At 58.6% G+C, this 17,389-nt stretch carries 9 protein-coding genes and 1 pseudogene; 4 read left to right on the forward strand and 6 right to left on the reverse strand.

The genetic code is table 11. The annotated features are described in order from the left end of the window. Nucleotides 1-4: 4 nt before the first annotated feature. The 3 genes from H043_RS0123975 to recQ all read right to left on the reverse strand — a co-directional run bounded on the left by H043_RS0123975 (nt 5) and on the right by recQ (nt 4,588). Nucleotides 5-1,762: a FimV/HubP family polar landmark protein gene (locus tag H043_RS0123975; RefSeq protein WP_027613987.1), complete on the reverse strand. Its 1,758-nt coding sequence runs from the start codon at nt 1,760-1,762 to the stop codon at nt 5-7. 128 nt (nt 1,763-1,890) lie between these two features. Continuing rightward, entirely contained in the window at nt 1,891-2,325 is a 435-nt protein-coding gene (locus H043_RS0123980) for a MarR family transcriptional regulator (protein WP_027613988.1), read from the reverse strand. A gap of 133 nt (nt 2,326-2,458) precedes the next feature. Next, nucleotides 2,459-4,588, reverse strand: a complete 2,130-nt coding sequence (recQ, locus tag H043_RS0123985) for a DNA helicase RecQ (protein WP_027613989.1) — start codon at nt 4,586-4,588, stop codon at nt 2,459-2,461. A gap of 309 nt (nt 4,589-4,897) precedes the next feature. Here recQ and H043_RS0123990 point away from each other — a divergent pair, with 309 nt between their 5' ends. From H043_RS0123990 to H043_RS0124000, 3 genes are all read left to right on the forward strand, one after another. Beyond that, nucleotides 4,898-5,485 carry a YecA family protein gene (locus H043_RS0123990; protein WP_007962155.1) on the forward strand — a complete coding sequence of 196 codons (588 nt, stop codon included), beginning with the start codon at nt 4,898-4,900 and terminating at the stop codon, nt 5,483-5,485. A gap of 10 nt (nt 5,486-5,495) precedes the next feature. Then, nucleotides 5,496-5,891 carry a YbaN family protein gene (locus H043_RS0123995; protein WP_027613990.1) on the forward strand — a complete coding sequence of 132 codons (396 nt, stop codon included), beginning with the start codon at nt 5,496-5,498 and terminating at the stop codon, nt 5,889-5,891. Between the two features lie 223 nt (nt 5,892-6,114). Beyond that, nucleotides 6,115-7,608, forward strand: coding sequence for a hypothetical protein (locus tag H043_RS0124000; protein ID WP_027613991.1), 1,494 nt, complete (start codon nt 6,115-6,117; stop codon nt 7,606-7,608). 115 nt (nt 7,609-7,723) lie between these two features. Here the strand turns inward: H043_RS0124000 and H043_RS0124005 are convergent, their stop codons facing one another. The 3 genes from H043_RS0124005 to H043_RS0124015 all read right to left on the reverse strand — a co-directional run bounded on the left by H043_RS0124005 (nt 7,724) and on the right by H043_RS0124015 (nt 14,309). Beyond that, entirely contained in the window at nt 7,724-9,970 is a 2,247-nt protein-coding gene (locus tag H043_RS0124005) for an autotransporter outer membrane beta-barrel domain-containing protein (protein WP_256214476.1), read from the reverse strand. A gap of 285 nt (nt 9,971-10,255) precedes the next feature. Continuing rightward, on the reverse strand, nt 10,256-12,202 hold the full coding sequence (locus H043_RS0124010; RefSeq protein WP_027613993.1) for a hypothetical protein: 1,947 nt from the start codon (nt 12,200-12,202) through the stop codon (nt 10,256-10,258). A gap of 157 nt (nt 12,203-12,359) precedes the next feature. Continuing rightward, complete coding sequence (locus H043_RS0124015; RefSeq protein ID WP_049827946.1) at nt 12,360-14,309, reverse strand: hypothetical protein; 1,950 nt, start codon at nt 14,307-14,309, stop codon at nt 12,360-12,362. Nucleotides 14,310-14,902: 593 nt separating this feature from the next. Between H043_RS0124015 and H043_RS29320 the strand changes: the two are divergent. Further along, nucleotides 14,903-17,389, forward strand: a pseudogene (locus tag H043_RS29320) (hypothetical protein); the annotation flags it as partial.

Raw genomic sequence — 17,389 nt, forward strand, 5'->3', positions numbered from 1 at the left:
ACCTTCAGCGAATCCCCGCCAATAACGTCCGCGCCGTTTGCTTGAGGGGTTCATCCCCTTCCTTGAGCAACTCATTAAGCAAGGCAATCGCACTGTCGATATCCCCATCATCAATGCAGGTCTGTGCCTGTTCGAGCTTCACTGACCCGACAGCAGGTTCCGGCTCCTGCAAGCTCAGCGGCTCCAGCGCCAGAGTGGACGGAGGATCGCCGAACGCATTGAGAAAGTCATCGTCCAGTGGCTGCGCGTCCGGTTCGGGGATCCACTCCAGCTCCGCCTCTTCGCTGGCCCTGGTTTCGGGTAACTCGAAGTCTGCTGGCAGGATCTCAAGTCCTGAGTTCGATGCAGACAGATCCGGGTGCTGCTCAGGTGCAGAGCGACTGCCCTCAAGATCCCAACTGGACGCCATCGACAGCTCACCCAGATTCAATTCGAAATCATCCTCGGGCGCCTGCGCCACCGCTGCGGCAGCGACCATCGGCACTGCCGGGGTTATCGGCGCAGCGCCGGTCAATTTTGGATGCCGTTCACGGATCGCGGCCAGTTGCTGAGGATCCACCCCGGCATCACGCAGGCGATGTTCCTGTTGTTCATAAGCAGCGCTGTCGCCCTGCCGCCCCAGCACTTCGAGCAATTGCACACCCAATTCGGTGCGCTCGGGCTCCTTGTCCATGGCATTGCGCAACAACCCGACCGCCTCACTCAAACGCCCATAAGCCAGATAGATCCCCACCGCCTCCAGCACATCGCCGGCCGCCGGTTCTTCACGGTGTTCGGTGGCTGCGCGGATGCTCGCCGATTGAGTGGTTGGCGGGTCTTCAGGATCTGTTTGCCGATCTGCCGGCAGAGCTGCCAGTGGCGCCGCGCCCTCCACCAGTTGCCGCCGACGTCGTACGAACAGCCCGGCACCCAATAATCCCAGCAGCATCAGCAAGCCACCGAGCAGCGGCCAGTTGAGGCCATCGTCGGCAGCTTCAGGCGCGGTGGTGACCGGCGCGGGTGTTGGCGGCGTAACGGCCGGTGCCGCTGGCTTTTGCAATTCGCTCAAACGCGTTTGCAGATCACTGACCTGCTTTTTGCCGTCGGCAATCTGCACATCTTGCGCCTGCAGTCTGGCGTTGAGTTCGTCCACGGTCTTCTGCAACTGCTGATTGAGCAACACGCTGGCCGCCAATTGCTCGGCCACGGCATCGTTGGCTGGCGCCGCCGGAGCGGGTGGCGCTGAAGGGGCGGCGTCGCGCTTGCCCTGAGCAGCCTGAGGCGCCGCCGTGGCAGGTTCGACGGTGGGAAATTCAGAAGATTGCGGACGTGGATCGGGCTCGTCGGTGGCCGGCACGATACTCGGCGATCCGGGTGGATCGATCAGCAGCGTGTACTCGCGCAACAAGCGGCCATTGGGCTGATCGAGCTGCACCAGAAAATTCAGAAAAGGTTCATTGACCGGTTTGCGCGAGGTCACCCGGATCATCTGGCGATTGCCATGCAGGATCGGGGTGAACCTGAGGTCATTGAGGAAGAACACCCGCTCGACCCCGGCCCGGCCGAATTCATCCGCGGTGGCCAGGCTGGCCGAGAGGTCGCTGGCACTGAGGCCCACGGCATCCACCAGGGCGATGTCGGCCTTGAGCGGCTGATTGAGGGCCGAATGGACGGTAATGTCCCCCAACCCCAGCGCCATCGACCAGGTCGAATAGCTGAATACACCAGCGACCAGCAGCCATCTGGCGCCACCGCGCAGTACAACGTGCCGACTTGCGAGCATGAGCATCCCTTAAATAAGCAAAACCGGTTTCTATGCGTTCGCACATCCGGTACGAACACGATATTGCCCAGTAGTTCTTATAGTCTGCTCTGCGCGATCCCTCAAAAAACCGGCGCGCGGTTTATGCCTCAAGATTTTTCCAGGTTGCCCAGAATGTGCCCGTGAACGCGCATGCACACCTTCAGATCCGCCTCGTCGACGCCTTCGAACAATTCGTGACGCAACTGTGTAGCGATGGTTTCGATTTGTTCGATCAGCGGCAGCGCCGGGGCGCAGAGCACGATTTTTTTCGCCCGGCGGTCTTCCATCACCGACTGACGTTGCACCAGGCCCTGGCTTTCCAGGCTGTCGAGCAAGCGCGCGAGGGTCGGCCCTTCGACACCGACGCTTTGCGCCAGCTCACGTTGGGTCGGCGCGTCTTCGAAACGCGCCAGATGCAGCAGCACCAGCCAGCGCGCCTGGGACAAGCCCAGACCGGCCAGCCGGCGATCCAGTTCGGCACGCCAGCCACGAGACATCTGGGCCAATTGCATGCCAAAGCGGTGTTGATCGGTTAACGGCATAAAACACTCATGAGTAGACTGACAAATAGAGAAAAACTAATTATTAGTCAGCTAAGCATGACATTTGGCTATAGGCAAGAGCCGACCTGTACTGAATCGTTACAACTGCCTGACGGTTGGCGCAATCGCCCTCTTACATTTCGAATTCCGATTGCAGCGCAGCCCTTACGCAGTAAAGAACGCCTTCCGGAACGCGACCGGCGAACAGCTCGGCCACTTCGGCGACCGACGGCAACTCGCCCTCGCCGTCGAGGAACGCGTCCTGCACTTCGCCCATCAGTTCTTCAGGCAAATCGAGCGCCTGCTCCAGCGACAACTGTTGCTTGCCAATGGCCTCGGCGAGCATGGTGTAGACGTTCTTTTCCGAGCATTGCAACTGCCCGGCGATCTGCACCGGGGTCATGCCGGCGCGGGCCAGGGTGATCAGTTCGTGACGCACATCGGCCACCACTTTCGGCGCCTCGGCCTCGCCGCCGAGCACTTCGAGGAAGGCTTCGCCGTAACGTTCCAGCTTGCGCGCACCAACACCGCTGACCCGCGCCATGTCGGCCAGCGAGGTCGGCTGGCTGCGGAGCATTTCCAGCAGGGTCGAGTCGGGGAAGATGACGTACGGCGGCACGCCATGCTCTTCGGCGAGTTTGCGCCGCAGTGCACGCAAGGCTTCCCACTGTTCGCGCTCTTCGCCACGCACCAGTTGGCTGGCCGGGCTCTTGCTCGCGGTCTTGGCGGTGACCTGCGGCTTGAGGTCGCGGCGCAACTCCAGGCTCACCTCGCCCTTGAGCAATGGCCGGCAGGTATCGCTCAGGCGCAGGCCACCGTAGCCTTCATGATCGACGTCGGCCAGACCACGCGCCACCAGTTGCCGGAACAGTGAGCGCCACTCGCTCTCGCTCAGCGCCTTGCCGACGCCGTACACCGACAGGTGCTGATGGCCAAAGCTGCGGACCTTTTCGTTGTCCTTGCCCAGCAACACGTCCACCAGATGGCCGACGCCATAGCGCTGGCCGGTGCGATAGATCGCCGACAGTGCCTGGCGCGCCGGCTCGGTGGCGTCCCAGGTCTGCACGCCGTCGACGCAGTTGTCGCAGTGGCCGCACGGCTCGGGCATGTCTTCGTCGAAATACGCCAGCAGCGTCTGCCGGCGGCAGCGGGTTTCTTCGCAGAGCGAGAGCATCGCATCGAGTTTGTGCTGCTCCAGACGCTTGTGGCGCTCGTCGCCCTCGGAGTTCTGCAGCATCTGCTTGAGCATCACCACGTCTTGCAGACCGTAAGCCATCCACGCATCCGCCGGCAGGCCATCACGGCCGCCGCGCCCGGTTTCCTGGTAATAGGCTTCCAGGGATTTCGGCAGATCGAGGTGCGCGACGAAACGCACGTTGGGCTTGTCGATGCCCATACCGAACGCCACGGTGGCGACCATGATCAGGCCTTCCTCGTTGAGGAAGCGCTTCTGGTGATAGGCGCGCAAATCGTTGGGCAAACCGGCGTGATACGGCAGCGCCGGGAAGCCCTGCTCGCTGAGGAACGCGGCGACTTCCTCGACCTTCTTGCGCGACAGGCAGTAGACGATGCCGGCATCGCTGCGGCGTTCGGCAAGGAACGCCAGCAACTGCTTGCGCGGCTGCTCCTTGGGCACGATGCGGTAGAAGATGTTCGGGCGGTCGAAGCTCGACAGGAAACGCTCGGCGTTCTGCAAGTGCAGGCGGGTGACGATTTCTTCGCGGGTACGCTTGTCGGCGGTGGCAGTCAGGGCGATGCGCGGTACGTCAGGGAACATTTCCGCCAACTGGCCCAGTTGCAGGTATTCCGGGCGGAAATCATGGCCCCATTGCGACACGCAGTGCGCTTCGTCGATGGCGAACAGGGCGATGTTCAAGCCTTGCAGGAACGACAGCATGCGCGGCTGCACCAGACGCTCGGGCGCCAGATAGAGCATCTTCACTTCACCGCGTTTGATCCGCGCCGCGAGGTCGCGCTGCTGTTCGGCGCTCAACGTGGAGTTCAGCGCCGCAGCGGCCACGCCCAGCTCTTCGAGGGTGGCGACCTGATCGTCCATCAGCGCGATCAACGGCGACACCACCACCGCCAGGCCTTCGCGCAGCAACGCCGGGACCTGGAAGCACAAGGACTTGCCGCCACCGGTAGGCATCAGCACCAGCGCATCACCGCCGCTGGCCACGCGCTCAATGATTGCACCCTGACGGCCACGGAAACTGTCGTAGCCGAAGATGTCCTTGAGGACGCGTTGAGCCTGTTCGAGCATAAAAACTCCAAAAATCTACCGAAACATCCCTGCACAGGCTGGTTCAGGACAGCCACATCTGCTTAAACAAAACGTAAGAGCGCATTGCCAGACCACCGCAATACGAGCAGGGAGCGCAAAACGCGGCAGTATACCCGAGCCCTCCCCGGCAGGGGGTGCCGCTGATAAGACTCCGCTAGCCGCCAACACGAAAACCCTGTGGGATATTCGTGTTGCCTGTAATTGCGGCAAATCTGCCGTGCGGCTGGCTTGAGCGCTCAAGAAGGCCTAGAATTCCCGCATTGTTTATTCCCCCAAGGTAGCCCCGTAATGTCCTTCGCTGAGCAACTAACCCGCCTGCAAGTCTTTCTCGACGCCGACGAGCTGCACGAAGAGGCGCTGGATTACGTGGCCGCCCACGGTTACCTGACCGCCCTGTCAATCTGTGCAGAAGACGTACCGGAGCGTGAGTGGATCGACGCCCTGTTCGCCGAAGAGCCGCATTACAGCAGCGAAGCCCAGCGCGAAGAAATCGAAGCCACCCTGATTGGTCTCAAGGCACACATCGCCCGCCAATTGGCGTCCGACGAAGAATTCGAACTGCCGTGTGACCTGGACCTGGGCGACGAGCCGGACGACTCTGAACTGCGCGGCTGGTGCATCGGCTTCATGGAAGGCGTATTCCTGCGTGAAGCGGCCTGGTTCGAAACCGCTGAAGAAGAAGTCAGCGAAATGCTCCTGCCGATCATGGTCGGTTCGGGCTTGTTCGACGAGCAGCCAGAGTTCGAAGACATCGCCAAGGACGCCAACCTGATGGACGACATGATCGTGCAGATCCCGGAAGCCCTGACCGCGCTGTACCTGCTGTGCCAGGCGCCAGACGAAAAACCGGCGATCCTCAAGCCACGTCACCACTAAGATCCGGCCTATGGACAACCCCATAGGCAACCGCCCCCTGATGTTGCGCTACTTCCTGCTGGCCATCGGCTGGCTCAGCGTGGCATTGGGGGTGATCGGGATTTTCCTGCCGGTTCTGCCCACCACCCCTTTCCTTTTGCTGGCGGCCGCCTGTTTCGCCCGCAGCTCTCCGCGTTTCTATCAATGGCTGGTCGAGCACCCGAAGCTCGGGCCATGGATCCGCGACTACCTCGACGGTAACGGCATACCGCTCAAGGGCAAGGTCTACGCGATCGGTTTGATGTGGGCGAGCATTCTGTTCTCGTGCTACCTGGTGCCACTGCCGTGGGCGCGGGGGTTCATGTTGACCAGTGCGGTGTTGGTGACGGTGTACATCCTTCGGCAAAAGACTTTGGATAAATCCTGAATACCGCCGCTCCCGCTACCTCTGCATTTATCCCCGATACAGCGCCTCAGGCCGTCTATTGCGTGTGTTTCGAGCCAGTTATCCAAGTGCCCTGCCACTGACCGCTCGTCGGACAAAACCTCCTACCTGTTATTTCTGACAGTTGGCAGCACTCGCCATATCAGGCCCAATCAATCAACGCCTTCCTCGCAGAGCCACCTGTCCTTCGCTGAGGTTTTTCGTCATGACGCACTTTCACTCCTTCCTGTTTCCACGCTTGCAGACTGAGATTCCGGGGCTGAAACTGCGTCCCTTGCGGATTTCGGCCATGATAGAGCCGATCGTCGATGGGGACGGCGGTATCAACTGCAAAACCTACTACCAGTTTCCCGACGGTTTGTTCTGCTCCGTCGATGCCTACGCCGAACCCATGCGCAAAGGTGACACGCTCGATATCTATTGGGGCAAGGATCACAAGATCTTTACCCGGGTTCTGCAGGACGACGAAGACGGCAGCAACCAACCGGTGTTTTTCTTCCTGCCTGTGACGAACATCCTTCCCGGCTGGGTCGACGAGGTCTACTACGTACTGACCCGCGCAGGCAGCACCAGCCCCGACGAGCCCGCCACGCCCTTGCGAATATTGGTGAAGCTGGATCTGCCAGGCGGCAAAGACGATGAACCCCATTTGCCCGGACATGCAAAATTGCACATCGTGCAGCTGCCGCGCGACGTCATCGTTAACGGCGTGGATGCGGTTTGGGCAGCCAATGGTGTGCCGATGGTTATTCCTCGCTACCCGAACATCGCCGTGCGCGACGTTATCCAGGTGCAATGGGGCAATGCCTTCTTGCCACCTCATACCGTCAGCGCCGATGAAGCAGCCGGCACGGCACCTATCGAGATCACCGCACACAAGGACGATATTGTGGCCGGTGGCGACGGCAACGCGCAGGTGGTGCATTACGGGATCCATGACGAGGTATTCAACCACTCCGAGAAGTGGTCGCTGAGGACCCCAGTCAAAGTCATGTCCGGAATCCGGCAGCTGGATGAGCCGATTATCCAGGAGTCAGTCAACGGCATCATTGATCTCGACAAATTGAACAATCGCGATGTCAACGTGCATGTTCGCGCCTCCACCAGTGATTTCGAGGTGGGTGACACCGTCACCATGACCTGGGTAGGCACACCACCCACCGGTGCTCCGTTGCCCAACCGACAATCCCAGAGGGTGGAAAGCTTCCCCAGCATCCTCATGTTTCAGATTCCGAATGCGCAGGTCCGGGCGATTGCCATGGGAACCGCAGACGTATCGTATGTGCGCTACAAAAAGGACGATGGCTCTGCGCTCCCCTCCAGGCACGAACTCGCCAGCGTGGAAGGCCGGATCCCCGCGCCGGTCTTAAGCGAAGCCGCGGGCGATTCGGTGAGCACCGATATCACATCGGCCACCGTGAACATTCAGTACCCGGGCATGACCGCGGACGATATCGTCGACATGGCCTGGCTGGGCACCAAGGCCAATGGCATTCCCTACTTGTATGAGGTTCGGCACATCGTCAGCCCGCAGGACGTGGAAAATCATCTCGTGACCTTGTACGTGCCGGGAAAACATCTGCGGGTGCTGGAGAACGGTGCACTGAATCTGTTCTACCGGGTGTCCCGTGACGGGCCGCACTGGCGGGGCACGCATGAGTCCGGGCATCAGGAAATCAACGTGTTGCGATTCACCTGAGTCGCAGGCGTCAGGTCAACCCGCCGGCCCGCACAGCGGGTTGACCGGCAGGCCAGCACAAAAAAACGCCCGGCAGGTGCGAGGCGTTTTTCAGGTATTCACATCATGACGCTGCTTACCACGTCCAGCGCGCTCCGACAGTCAATTCATACGGCTTCTCGATGTACTTGCCATGGCTGTAGTCGTAACCGGCATACACCTGCAGGTCCTTGGTCAATGCCACTGCAACGCCTGCGCCCAGCACACCACGGGTGCCAGACAAGTCGTTGTTGAACTGATTATCAGCGTTGACCGTCACGCGGTTGTTATTGATGAACTCGTGCTGCACCGCAACGCGCACATAAGGCTGGGCGACCATGCCATTGCCCATGTTGAAGTTGCGGCCTACAGTGGTTCCCGCTTCACCCAGCACCGAGCGGCTGCGATCACCGTCGGCCTGCATGTCATTGTCCAGGTCAAAGCTGCGCCCCCGAATCAGCGCAGTCGACAGTTTGCCGTACGGCCCGATGTAGTAGCCGTTGCCCAGGGTGATCTGACGCCCGAACTCCGCCGAGGCGCTTATGCCGGAGTTGTCATAACTGCCCTTGGCCCGCGTGCCATCGCTCATGCCGACTTTCGTATCGTTCTGAAAGCGGTTGAACTTGAGCAGCGCATCAAAGTAGTAACCGCTCTGCTTGTTCATCCAGGTCACGTAAGGGCCCAGATAGTAGCTGTCGACCGTACCCGAAGTCCCCTGTGCGACGTCCAGGTTGGTATGGCTGTAGCCGCCCATGATCCCGGCCACCCATAGACTGTCGCCCAGGTGCGTATCTGCCCCCAGAGAAAGCCCTTGCTGGGTCTGCTGATAACCCACGCCGGAAGCGGCGCTGATGTTGTACTTGTTGCCATAGGTGCGCATCCACAGGCCGGTGTCACCCCCATTGAAACGCAACTCGCCCATGCGGCTGCGCAAAGTTGCCGCCTCGGCATACAACAGCGTCACCGGAGCGTTGAACAGCGCCAGTACCGATTTCGCCCCAGGGCTGATGGTCTTGGTGGTCGGGTCGAGAAACCATTCCGTACCGCTCTCCCCCACTTCTCGCCGATCAAGTTTATAAGACCAGGTACCCAGATCGACATGCCCGCCTCTCAGGGCAAATTGCGCGTCGCCGGCGGCGGTGTGCACCAGGGTCAACTGCTGCGGGCTCAGCGCGTCCAGACCGGAAGCGGCCACCAGTAATCCGAATTGCCCGCTGGCAACGTCCGTGACATTGAGGAAGTCGTGCTGACCGGTGGCGAAATTGCCCTTCATTTCGACCGTACTGGAACCATCCGGAGAGCCGGTCAGCGTGCCGACGTTCAACTGGTAGAAGGTATCTGGCAAATCCTGCGCACCAAAGCGCACCGTCCCGCCATTCATGGCGAGTGTTTCTACAGTGTCAGCGCCTGTCAGGGTCCAGCTAGAACCGCTGTTGACGGTCACGCCGTTGACCTTGTCGAGACGGCCGGTCAGTTGCGAGTTGTTCTGCAGGGTGACGTTGGCGGTCGAACCGCTTTCGACCAGCAAATCGCCCTTCATGTTGCCCTGATCGAAGGTGAGATTGGCGGTACTGTTGCCGGTGACGTTGACGTTGCCTTGCAGCGTGCTGTCGCGGACAGACATGCCCGCGGTGGAAGCGCCCTGCACCGTCAGCACGTTGCCGTTGCCCCCCGTCAGGGAGGACTGGTTCAACACCTCAAGGGTGGCATTTATGCCCTTGTCCACAAGAATCGCATCACCGGTGCGGCCTTCCACACTGGCGTTGTCGAGCCGCAGTGAATTGTTGCCCAGGCCCGAGGGATCCCTGCCCATAGTCACCCCGGTCTTGTCGCCGCTGATAACCGTGCTTGCGGAGGCGCGTACATCCCCCCCCAATATGTTCAGGCCGGTACTGTCAGCCCCTGTGCCCGTCACCTGACTGTTGATGAGCGTGAGCGTGCTCAAGCCGGTGACCTGAGCACCGATTTCCCCACCCTTGAATTGACTGTCGGTTGCAGTGACCGTGGAGCCCAGGGTCGAGCCGATAGACCGATTGACCGCCAGCCCCATAAAGTCGCTGGTCACGATGGCGCGAGTGAGATCACCCGTGCTGCCGGTTATGCGGATACCCACCAGCCCACTGTCGGCATTGACCGTTGCGCCGTTGATATTCAACGTTGATCCGGACGTGACAGACAGACTCTGGGTGGTGGCCCCCGCGATGTTCAGCACACTTGCGTTGCGTACCAGATAATCGCTCTGTGGTGTGCTTGCATCGATATTCAGCGTATTGCCGTTATCGACAATAACGGCGGCAAAAGAATGCCCGCCGGTAAAAAAAAATGCTGGCAGCACGACCAGCATTTTAAAGAGTCCTGCCGCAGCATTTTTTTGCAGCGAAACATGGTTTTTGTTCATGACGTGGCTTCCTGAATGTTCATCACCTCACATCTTTCAGAAGAAACGCCAAAAGACTGTAAGAGGCGCGAACAATACCTATCCGGGTCAAGCAAAAATGTAGGAGAAGTCCTAGATCCGGACGGAAAAGTCCTGTCCCGCTCGAGGAATGATCCGCCTGTTTCAGCAACCGTTTCAGCGAGGACACGGGAGGCGTAGCGGCCTCCCGTGTTTCCTTTGAAACGCATTGAATCAGGTAGGCAACGGGCAACTTCCGCCATCACCCGGATTGACCAGGTACACCCTGACCAAATGCTGTTGGGAGGTCGTCTCACGTCCGTTAATGACAGCCTTATATTTGACGCCACCCCACGCATTCAGAGTCGCGAGCAAGGGCGCGTATGGGATCTTCACAATGAAGCCGGACGCGGCCTCCTGCTCTGTCGGTGTGTAGAACACCTCCTCGTCTGTCTCGGGTTTGGGGTTTGCACCGCCGTCGTCGGTATAACCCTGATAGGTGAATGTCAGCTTTTGATTCGCCAGTGCCAATTCCCCGCCCGGGACCCGCACCTCGACCACCACACCCTCGTTGGGATCCAGGCGCAAGGCTTTGCAGTTCAGCCAGTCAGTATAATTGGGATCAAGGTGTAAAAATGCCGGATCAGGGACAGTGTCCTCTTGAATCTCCACATCCACCTCCCGAGGTTTTGAAATATCTACGTTGTCGTTCAGCGGATGACCGATGACGTAAGCCATCGGGTGCTTTGGATTACCATTACCTGCCGCCGCAATAACGTCCCACTTCACTTTCCACTCAAGCGATGTGGGAACAGGGTCTGAAATCGTAACGAGGCCACCATCCTCCTCAGAAACAAGCTGGCCCGCATATACAAGTTGAACGGTGTCATATTCCTTGGCGCCGCCATAGGTATTGACCGTAACAGTAACGTCCCCATCTTTGTCGGCTTCTCGCAACTCATTGGCAGGGCCTCCGGAATCACCCTGAACCGTCACCAACGCCAGATTTGGATTGGTCGGGTCTGGATTATTCGGATCAATTGGCAGACCGGGCTTTCGCATATCAACCTTAACTTCTTTGGAAATCGGAGTTGGCGGGTAATAGGTGCTGCCGCGTTTGATTTGGTACTCGGCGTCTACAGTTTTTTCACCAGGGTCGTCTTTGAACACGTCTTTGAATGAAATATCGACGTAAACCGGGAAACCGTTGATGAGCTTCGCCATCTGCGGAATGCCGTCGTAGGTCACCACCAACTCATCTCCCGGCAAGTAGTGGGTGTATTCTTCAAGGATTCCCACGCCCAAAGGCGTTTGCGCATCCGTCAGATCGACCAGACCGTCCTTGTCAAGCAGCGGAATATCAAGGGGCAACAGCCCCTCGGGTGGGTCTGTCAGAACGACCGTAACGGGGACTGGTGGAGAAAAAGTACTTGGGTTTCCCTTACGGTCGGTGACTCTGAAAAAAAGCGCGTGAGTCCCTTCATCTTGCTTGAATACTTGTGCAGCGGTAAGTTTAAGCACGATCTCATTGATGGTATCAGTCCGGGTGACCGAATCGACAACCTCTGCCAACACTGTCGAGTCCCCATATAACAACTCTATAAAATCGCCAATCTTCATATCTCCATACTCAGGAATCTTAATGGCTACAAAATCATTGTCGTCCAGATATTTTTTGGTAATACCGTCATTTACTATTTCATCTGGAAGTCCAACCGGAAAAAACGGGTGCGGAGGAGTTCTATCAACATTGCACTTCAACGGAACAGAGTTACTCTCATTACCGCCTTGATCGATAAAGTATCCCAACTCATGTGTCCCCGGCCTATCGGTGTATCCGACAGGAAACGTCATTTCGATTTCAAGAATATCGGCGTCCAGCGGCGTCTCATAATTGTATCGAGTAGAGGGTATCGGACTTCCGTCAAACGTCAGATCAATGAAGCCGGGTATTTCCTTCGTGTCGTCAGCATCCGCAGGCCTCGGAACCAGACACTTGAAAGGCTTTCCCTGCTGGCTCAGCGGAATCTGATTGGCTTCATCATCCGACGTATCGCTTAGAAATGGGTTATCTGGATGCACTTTGATGATGGGTGCATCAGCTTTTGTAACAGCATGGCGAACTTTCATATAATCGACCCGACTTTGTTCAGCGGGCGTCAATGGTTGACGACTTGCCATTTTTCAGCTCCTTCAGAAACGGGCTTTATCTGCCCGGGATTTTGTCAAACAACGAACGCCCAAAACGCGGGCACAACACTCTCTGTCAGCCCCGAATAAATACTCGTGACTGTCCTGACTAAAACCGGCTAATGCACTTTAATGAATCAATTACCCGTTACGGTTCCGTACAGGTTTCATTAGTGGGTGAGCACACTGCACCACTGGGCATGGTTCTATTGATAATCACGAAATCTTTTTTTGAAACACCCTGCCCACCCGTAAACTTTTTCAAGGTGTAATGACATAACGCCGAACCCTGGTTTTGCATCGGCGCTATCAATTTTTCGTAATCGGTCACATGCACTTCAAAACCGTTTCTTGCCTGATCCGCACTCAACGTGGTGAAGAACGGTTGCGCGGCCCCGGGAATGGGCATGGTGCCATTCGGTCCCGCACATCCCTGCCAGAACAACGTCACGATGTCCTTCTCGTCAAACGCCGGGTTGCCTTCAATCCTCACGCGCACCCGCTCCCAGAGACGCGGTTTCGCACAGCAGTCAAGCGTCCCTCTGATGCCAGCGTCAGGGAACGAAGGCTCTTGGAGACCTTCGATAATGATGATCGACACCTTGACCGGCGTGAATGGAGCCAACTGCTGGTTGATGCCATTGCTGGTGGTGTAATGGACCGGCAACGCCGGGTTCAGCCGGTCCTGGTCAATGACCGCCCATGGAATATTGAACGGCACTCTCTTGCCGGCACCGTCACCGCTCTGGACGATGTATCTCGCCACGGGCGTACTGATGCTCCCCCAATAAACTTCGATCGTGTGTCCTCGTTCAGGTGCGTCGAACAACGTCAGGAAGCCGTCGGCGTCCTCGCCGAAATCTTCGGTAAGCAATGTGTTCAGCACCTTGGAGTTGGCGCCGTAGATCTCCAGCAAGGCAAGCTTGGGGTTCAGCAACGCCGGCGCATTGGCGTGATCCTGGCCCGCCACCGTCAGGTTCACCGATACCAGGGTTTCCATTGATGGTTTGCTATCGACGCCCCTTGTTCGCACGCGGTAAGTGACACGAGCATTCACCGGACCCAGCCCCTTGGCTGTGAGCGCGCTCCACGGCACAGGGATCACGCAAGGAAAATTGGCCGGGTCGACATCCTGCGGCGGCAGAACAGTGCCATCCCAGTCCAGCAGTACCTGATCGCCGCTCAACGGATTGTCATAGGCATCGATTTCGACCGTCACCGCCCCTTGGTTGACCGCCCCCTCCCGGGCGTGCTGACGATCGATCAAGCCTCTGTCCGACAGGGGAATGCGCGGAGGCTTGTGGATGGGTGCCCCCGGGGTCAGATCGACGAACAGAGGCAGCAACCGCGAGCGTGGTCCCCGGTTTCCGGCCCAGTCGCGCAAGCGATAATAAATGTATCGCTGCCCATGACCACGCAGGCGAATTTCGTCTGCGTAGACGGTGATGATGAGTTGATCGTTATCGATATCCAACTGACTGAACGCCTGCTCGCGGATTTCGGTTTCGAAGCCCGGTGGCGTGTCGGTGTCCGTCCAGTAATAAATCGCCCGGTCACGGGCCTTCACGTCCAGATAGAGGCGTACTTTGAAACGAACCTGACCGTGCTCGTCCAAATAGTCATCGGTGATGTCGCCCTCAAGATCCAGCAGCTCCAGCATCGCCGGTTCCTGGCCGTCATCCGGCGGCACTCTATCGACGGTGATGGTTTTTTTCAGCGATTCCGCGTCGTTGCCACCAATCACGAGCTTGTACGACAGGTCGTAAACGCCAGCTTCCAGGTCCCTTTGAGGCACCGAAACAATCTTGTCACCCGGATCAATGGGAATATCGAACGGGAACACCCCCGCCGTGTCGTCATCAAAGGGAAGCCCCCGTCGCCTGAAGCCCACCCACACGACGTCTTTTGCGAATTCCGGCTCTGTCGAGAAATCCCACGCCGGAATCGTGATTTTCAAATCGCGATTCAATACATCGCGAGGTAATAGCCCGTCCGGGCTCTCATTTCCCTCTTCGTCTTTCAGGATATCCGGAACAATCGGTTCTGGAATAACCACAAGACTTGGTTCGTCATCGCCGCGTGCGTGTTGCGGATCCATCGACGACTCTTCTGGGGGCACCATTGCGAAACTCCACGGCAGTTGAGCGGACAGTGTTCTCGCGCAGGGCAGTCGTGAAGATAAAACGGGCCGTTGACTGACGATGGCGTGGAACGTTTGTGACTCAATTAGATGCCTGGCGGTAAAAGCTGACTACTGTCAGAAATACTAGGTTTTCTTACCGTTTGTCGGGAAGTCGCTGGAAATATCTGAACATTCAGCTCAGCGTGAGGCTGCATTTTTGTTGAGCTGAATGGGGGGTGAAGTCGCCGCGCGACCCAGCGGGAGCAGACTCCTCCGCCATGGGTTGGGTTCACCGCAGAGTCGACTTCTCTGCGGCAGCGCCTACTGGGAAGCAGTTTCAGGCATGCAAAACCCGTCCCCCGACCGTTCATCGTAAATACGTCCTTACCTGTAATTTCTGACAGTAGCCAACGCTCGCCACCTGCCCCTAAATAACTTCCAGCGTCTTCTTTGCCCCCCACGACTCTGGAGTCTTCAGCATGCTTATTCAGCCCCCTCGCCTCCCGGCCCCAAAGTCTCTGCGGCAGCTGGAAATACCCGACCGTACGCAGCCGGCCCTGGAGGGAGGGGTGTGGGGGATCAATATTGCTGCCGCGCAGTTGCTGGCGCCCGACAAGGGGCTGAAAGTCTATTGTCCACCCTGGGACCGTATGGGTTTAGGTGACCACATCGAGCTGCTGCTCGACGGTGTTCAGGTCGACCAGACCACCCTCGTCAAGCCAGGGGATGTCGGCGAGCGTGTCACCCTGTATGTCCCGCCCCAGAAGTTCGTGACCGGGGCCTATACGCTGCAATATCGGGTCAAGGTATTCGAACAGACTCCGGAAACTTCGCTGCCTCCGGTGAATATCTTCGTCAAACTCGACCGGCCCGGCGGCAAGGATGAAAACGGCAGTATCCCGGGGCATTCCGAGCTGTACATGTACATCGATCCGCGGATCATCAACGATGGCGTGGACAAGGAAACCGCCGAAACCGGCCTCGACATCATCATCAAGGCCAAACCCGGCAGCAGCAGCCCGTTGCCCTACCCCAACATGGCCGTGGGTGACCGCTGCAAATTGACCTGGGGTGGCTGGTTTGTGTATTCGCCACGGGTGACCCAGGATCACATCGATGACCCGCAAGGCCATCCACTGATCATCCATGTCGACAAGGCCACCATCCTCGACGCCGGCGATACCGATAGCCTGGCCGTAGCCTTTGAAGTACACGACATTGTCGACAATCGCTCCGAAGACTGGTGCGCCGCAGTGGAGATTGCCGTCGATACCGGCAACACGCGCCTGTCGCCTCCCATGGTCAAAGAGGCCTTCAATAGCGTTGTGGACATGGACAAACTGGGGGATGCGCCGCTGACCTTGCAGGTATTGGTCGACGCACCCGACTTCCGGATCGGTGATGTGATCATCGGCCTGGGCAAGGGCACCACGCTGGACGGCGAACCGATCAGCGTTGAAGTCCGCGGCGAGCCGCTCATCAGCGTGGGCAACATCTACGAATTGGCCCTGCCAAGCGCCGACATACGTTTGCTGGCCAAAACCCAGGCCGTGTTCAGTTATCGCGTGGAACGCAGCGGGTCTGATGATCGCGCCTCCAAGGGGCGCTTCGTCAGTATCATCGGAGCAACCCGACGCCTGCTCGCGCCGATTGCCGTGGATGCGCAACAAGGGGCACTCGACCCTGATCGGGTGTACACCACCGCCGTCATCCCCTTTGATCCGATGATGCAGGTGGGCATGGTCATCGTTCTGCGCTGGGTCGGCACCCGCCAGGATTTCGGCGTCTACGACCCGGAACTGGACTGGCACACCCTTAGCAAGGGCGATATCGACGACAAAGAACCGATCCCGATCATCGTCGAGGGCAAACACCTCAAAGCCATCGAGGGCGGTACGCTGGATTTGTTCTACGTGCTGATGGCCGAGGGCAGCGATGGAGGCATCATTCGGCGCGAGTCACTGCACCATGCTCTGTTGCGGGTGGGTGAACCGCTGCTGGAACTGGTCGCGCCCATCGTCCTCGGTGAGGCCGGCGGAACACTCGAACCCGACGACCTGCCCGGCGGTTCGAGCAAACTGACCGCCCCGGCTGCCGCCGAACCCACCAAAGCGGGTGACAAGGTCACCTATACCTGGCGCGGCTCGAAAACCGGCAAGACCAGCGACTCGGTGCCGATCAATTCGCTCAATGCCGGTAGAGCCATCGATTTCACCCTGAACCCGACCTTCGTCCAGACCCACATCGAACCCAATCGCGGCGGCACTGTGGACGCGATGTATGAAATCCTCAGGGTGGCGGCAGGCTCCACGCCGGAACGTGTCAGCTACTCGCGGACGTTGAATTTCACTGTCGGCGAAGCCGTGCTGCTGACCCGGCCGAAGGTTCAGCAGGCCGAGGCCGATGGCACTACCTTGCAGCCGATCAAGGCCGTGGAAGCCCTGACCGTCAACATCGATTCGCAAGACTTGCTGTTCAGCGATCTGCTCAGCGTGACCTGGACCGGCGCACCCGGCACTGCCGCCGGCGGCTCGCACACCACCCCGGCCAGACCCATCAGTGAAACCACACTGACAATCGAACTGCCGGTCACCGTGCTGGCATTCAACCTGGGCAAAACCGTCACTGTGGAGTACACCGTCACCCGCAACGGTGTGCCCCGCACCTCGTTGCCGCTGTTGTTGAATGTTGGCACCTTGCCGGACTCAAGCTTGATCCTGCCGGTGATCATGGACGCCGACGATGACGGCGAGGGCCAGGAGTTCAATGTAGGGAATCTGACCAGCAATGCCACCTATCGCATGGGCGTCTGGCCGTTGATTGCCACAGGCCAATATGTCTGGCTGCGTCTGAAAGGGACGAACGCTGATGGCAGCGACTACAACCTTCCGATCCATACGGCACCCACCTCACAGGTCAATGATACGTGGATCAATCAAGGTTATTACGAGCGGAGCATCGCCTTTGCAGGCTTGAGAAACCTCAAAGATGGCAGCCCGCTGACCATGGAGTTCAAAGCCGCGTTCGGCAAGAGCACGGATGAGAGCGAGGCGGTG

Source organism: Pseudomonas sp. URIL14HWK12:I6, from assembly GCF_000514195.1.
Classification (GTDB): domain Bacteria; phylum Pseudomonadota; class Gammaproteobacteria; order Pseudomonadales; family Pseudomonadaceae; genus Aquipseudomonas; species Aquipseudomonas putida_A.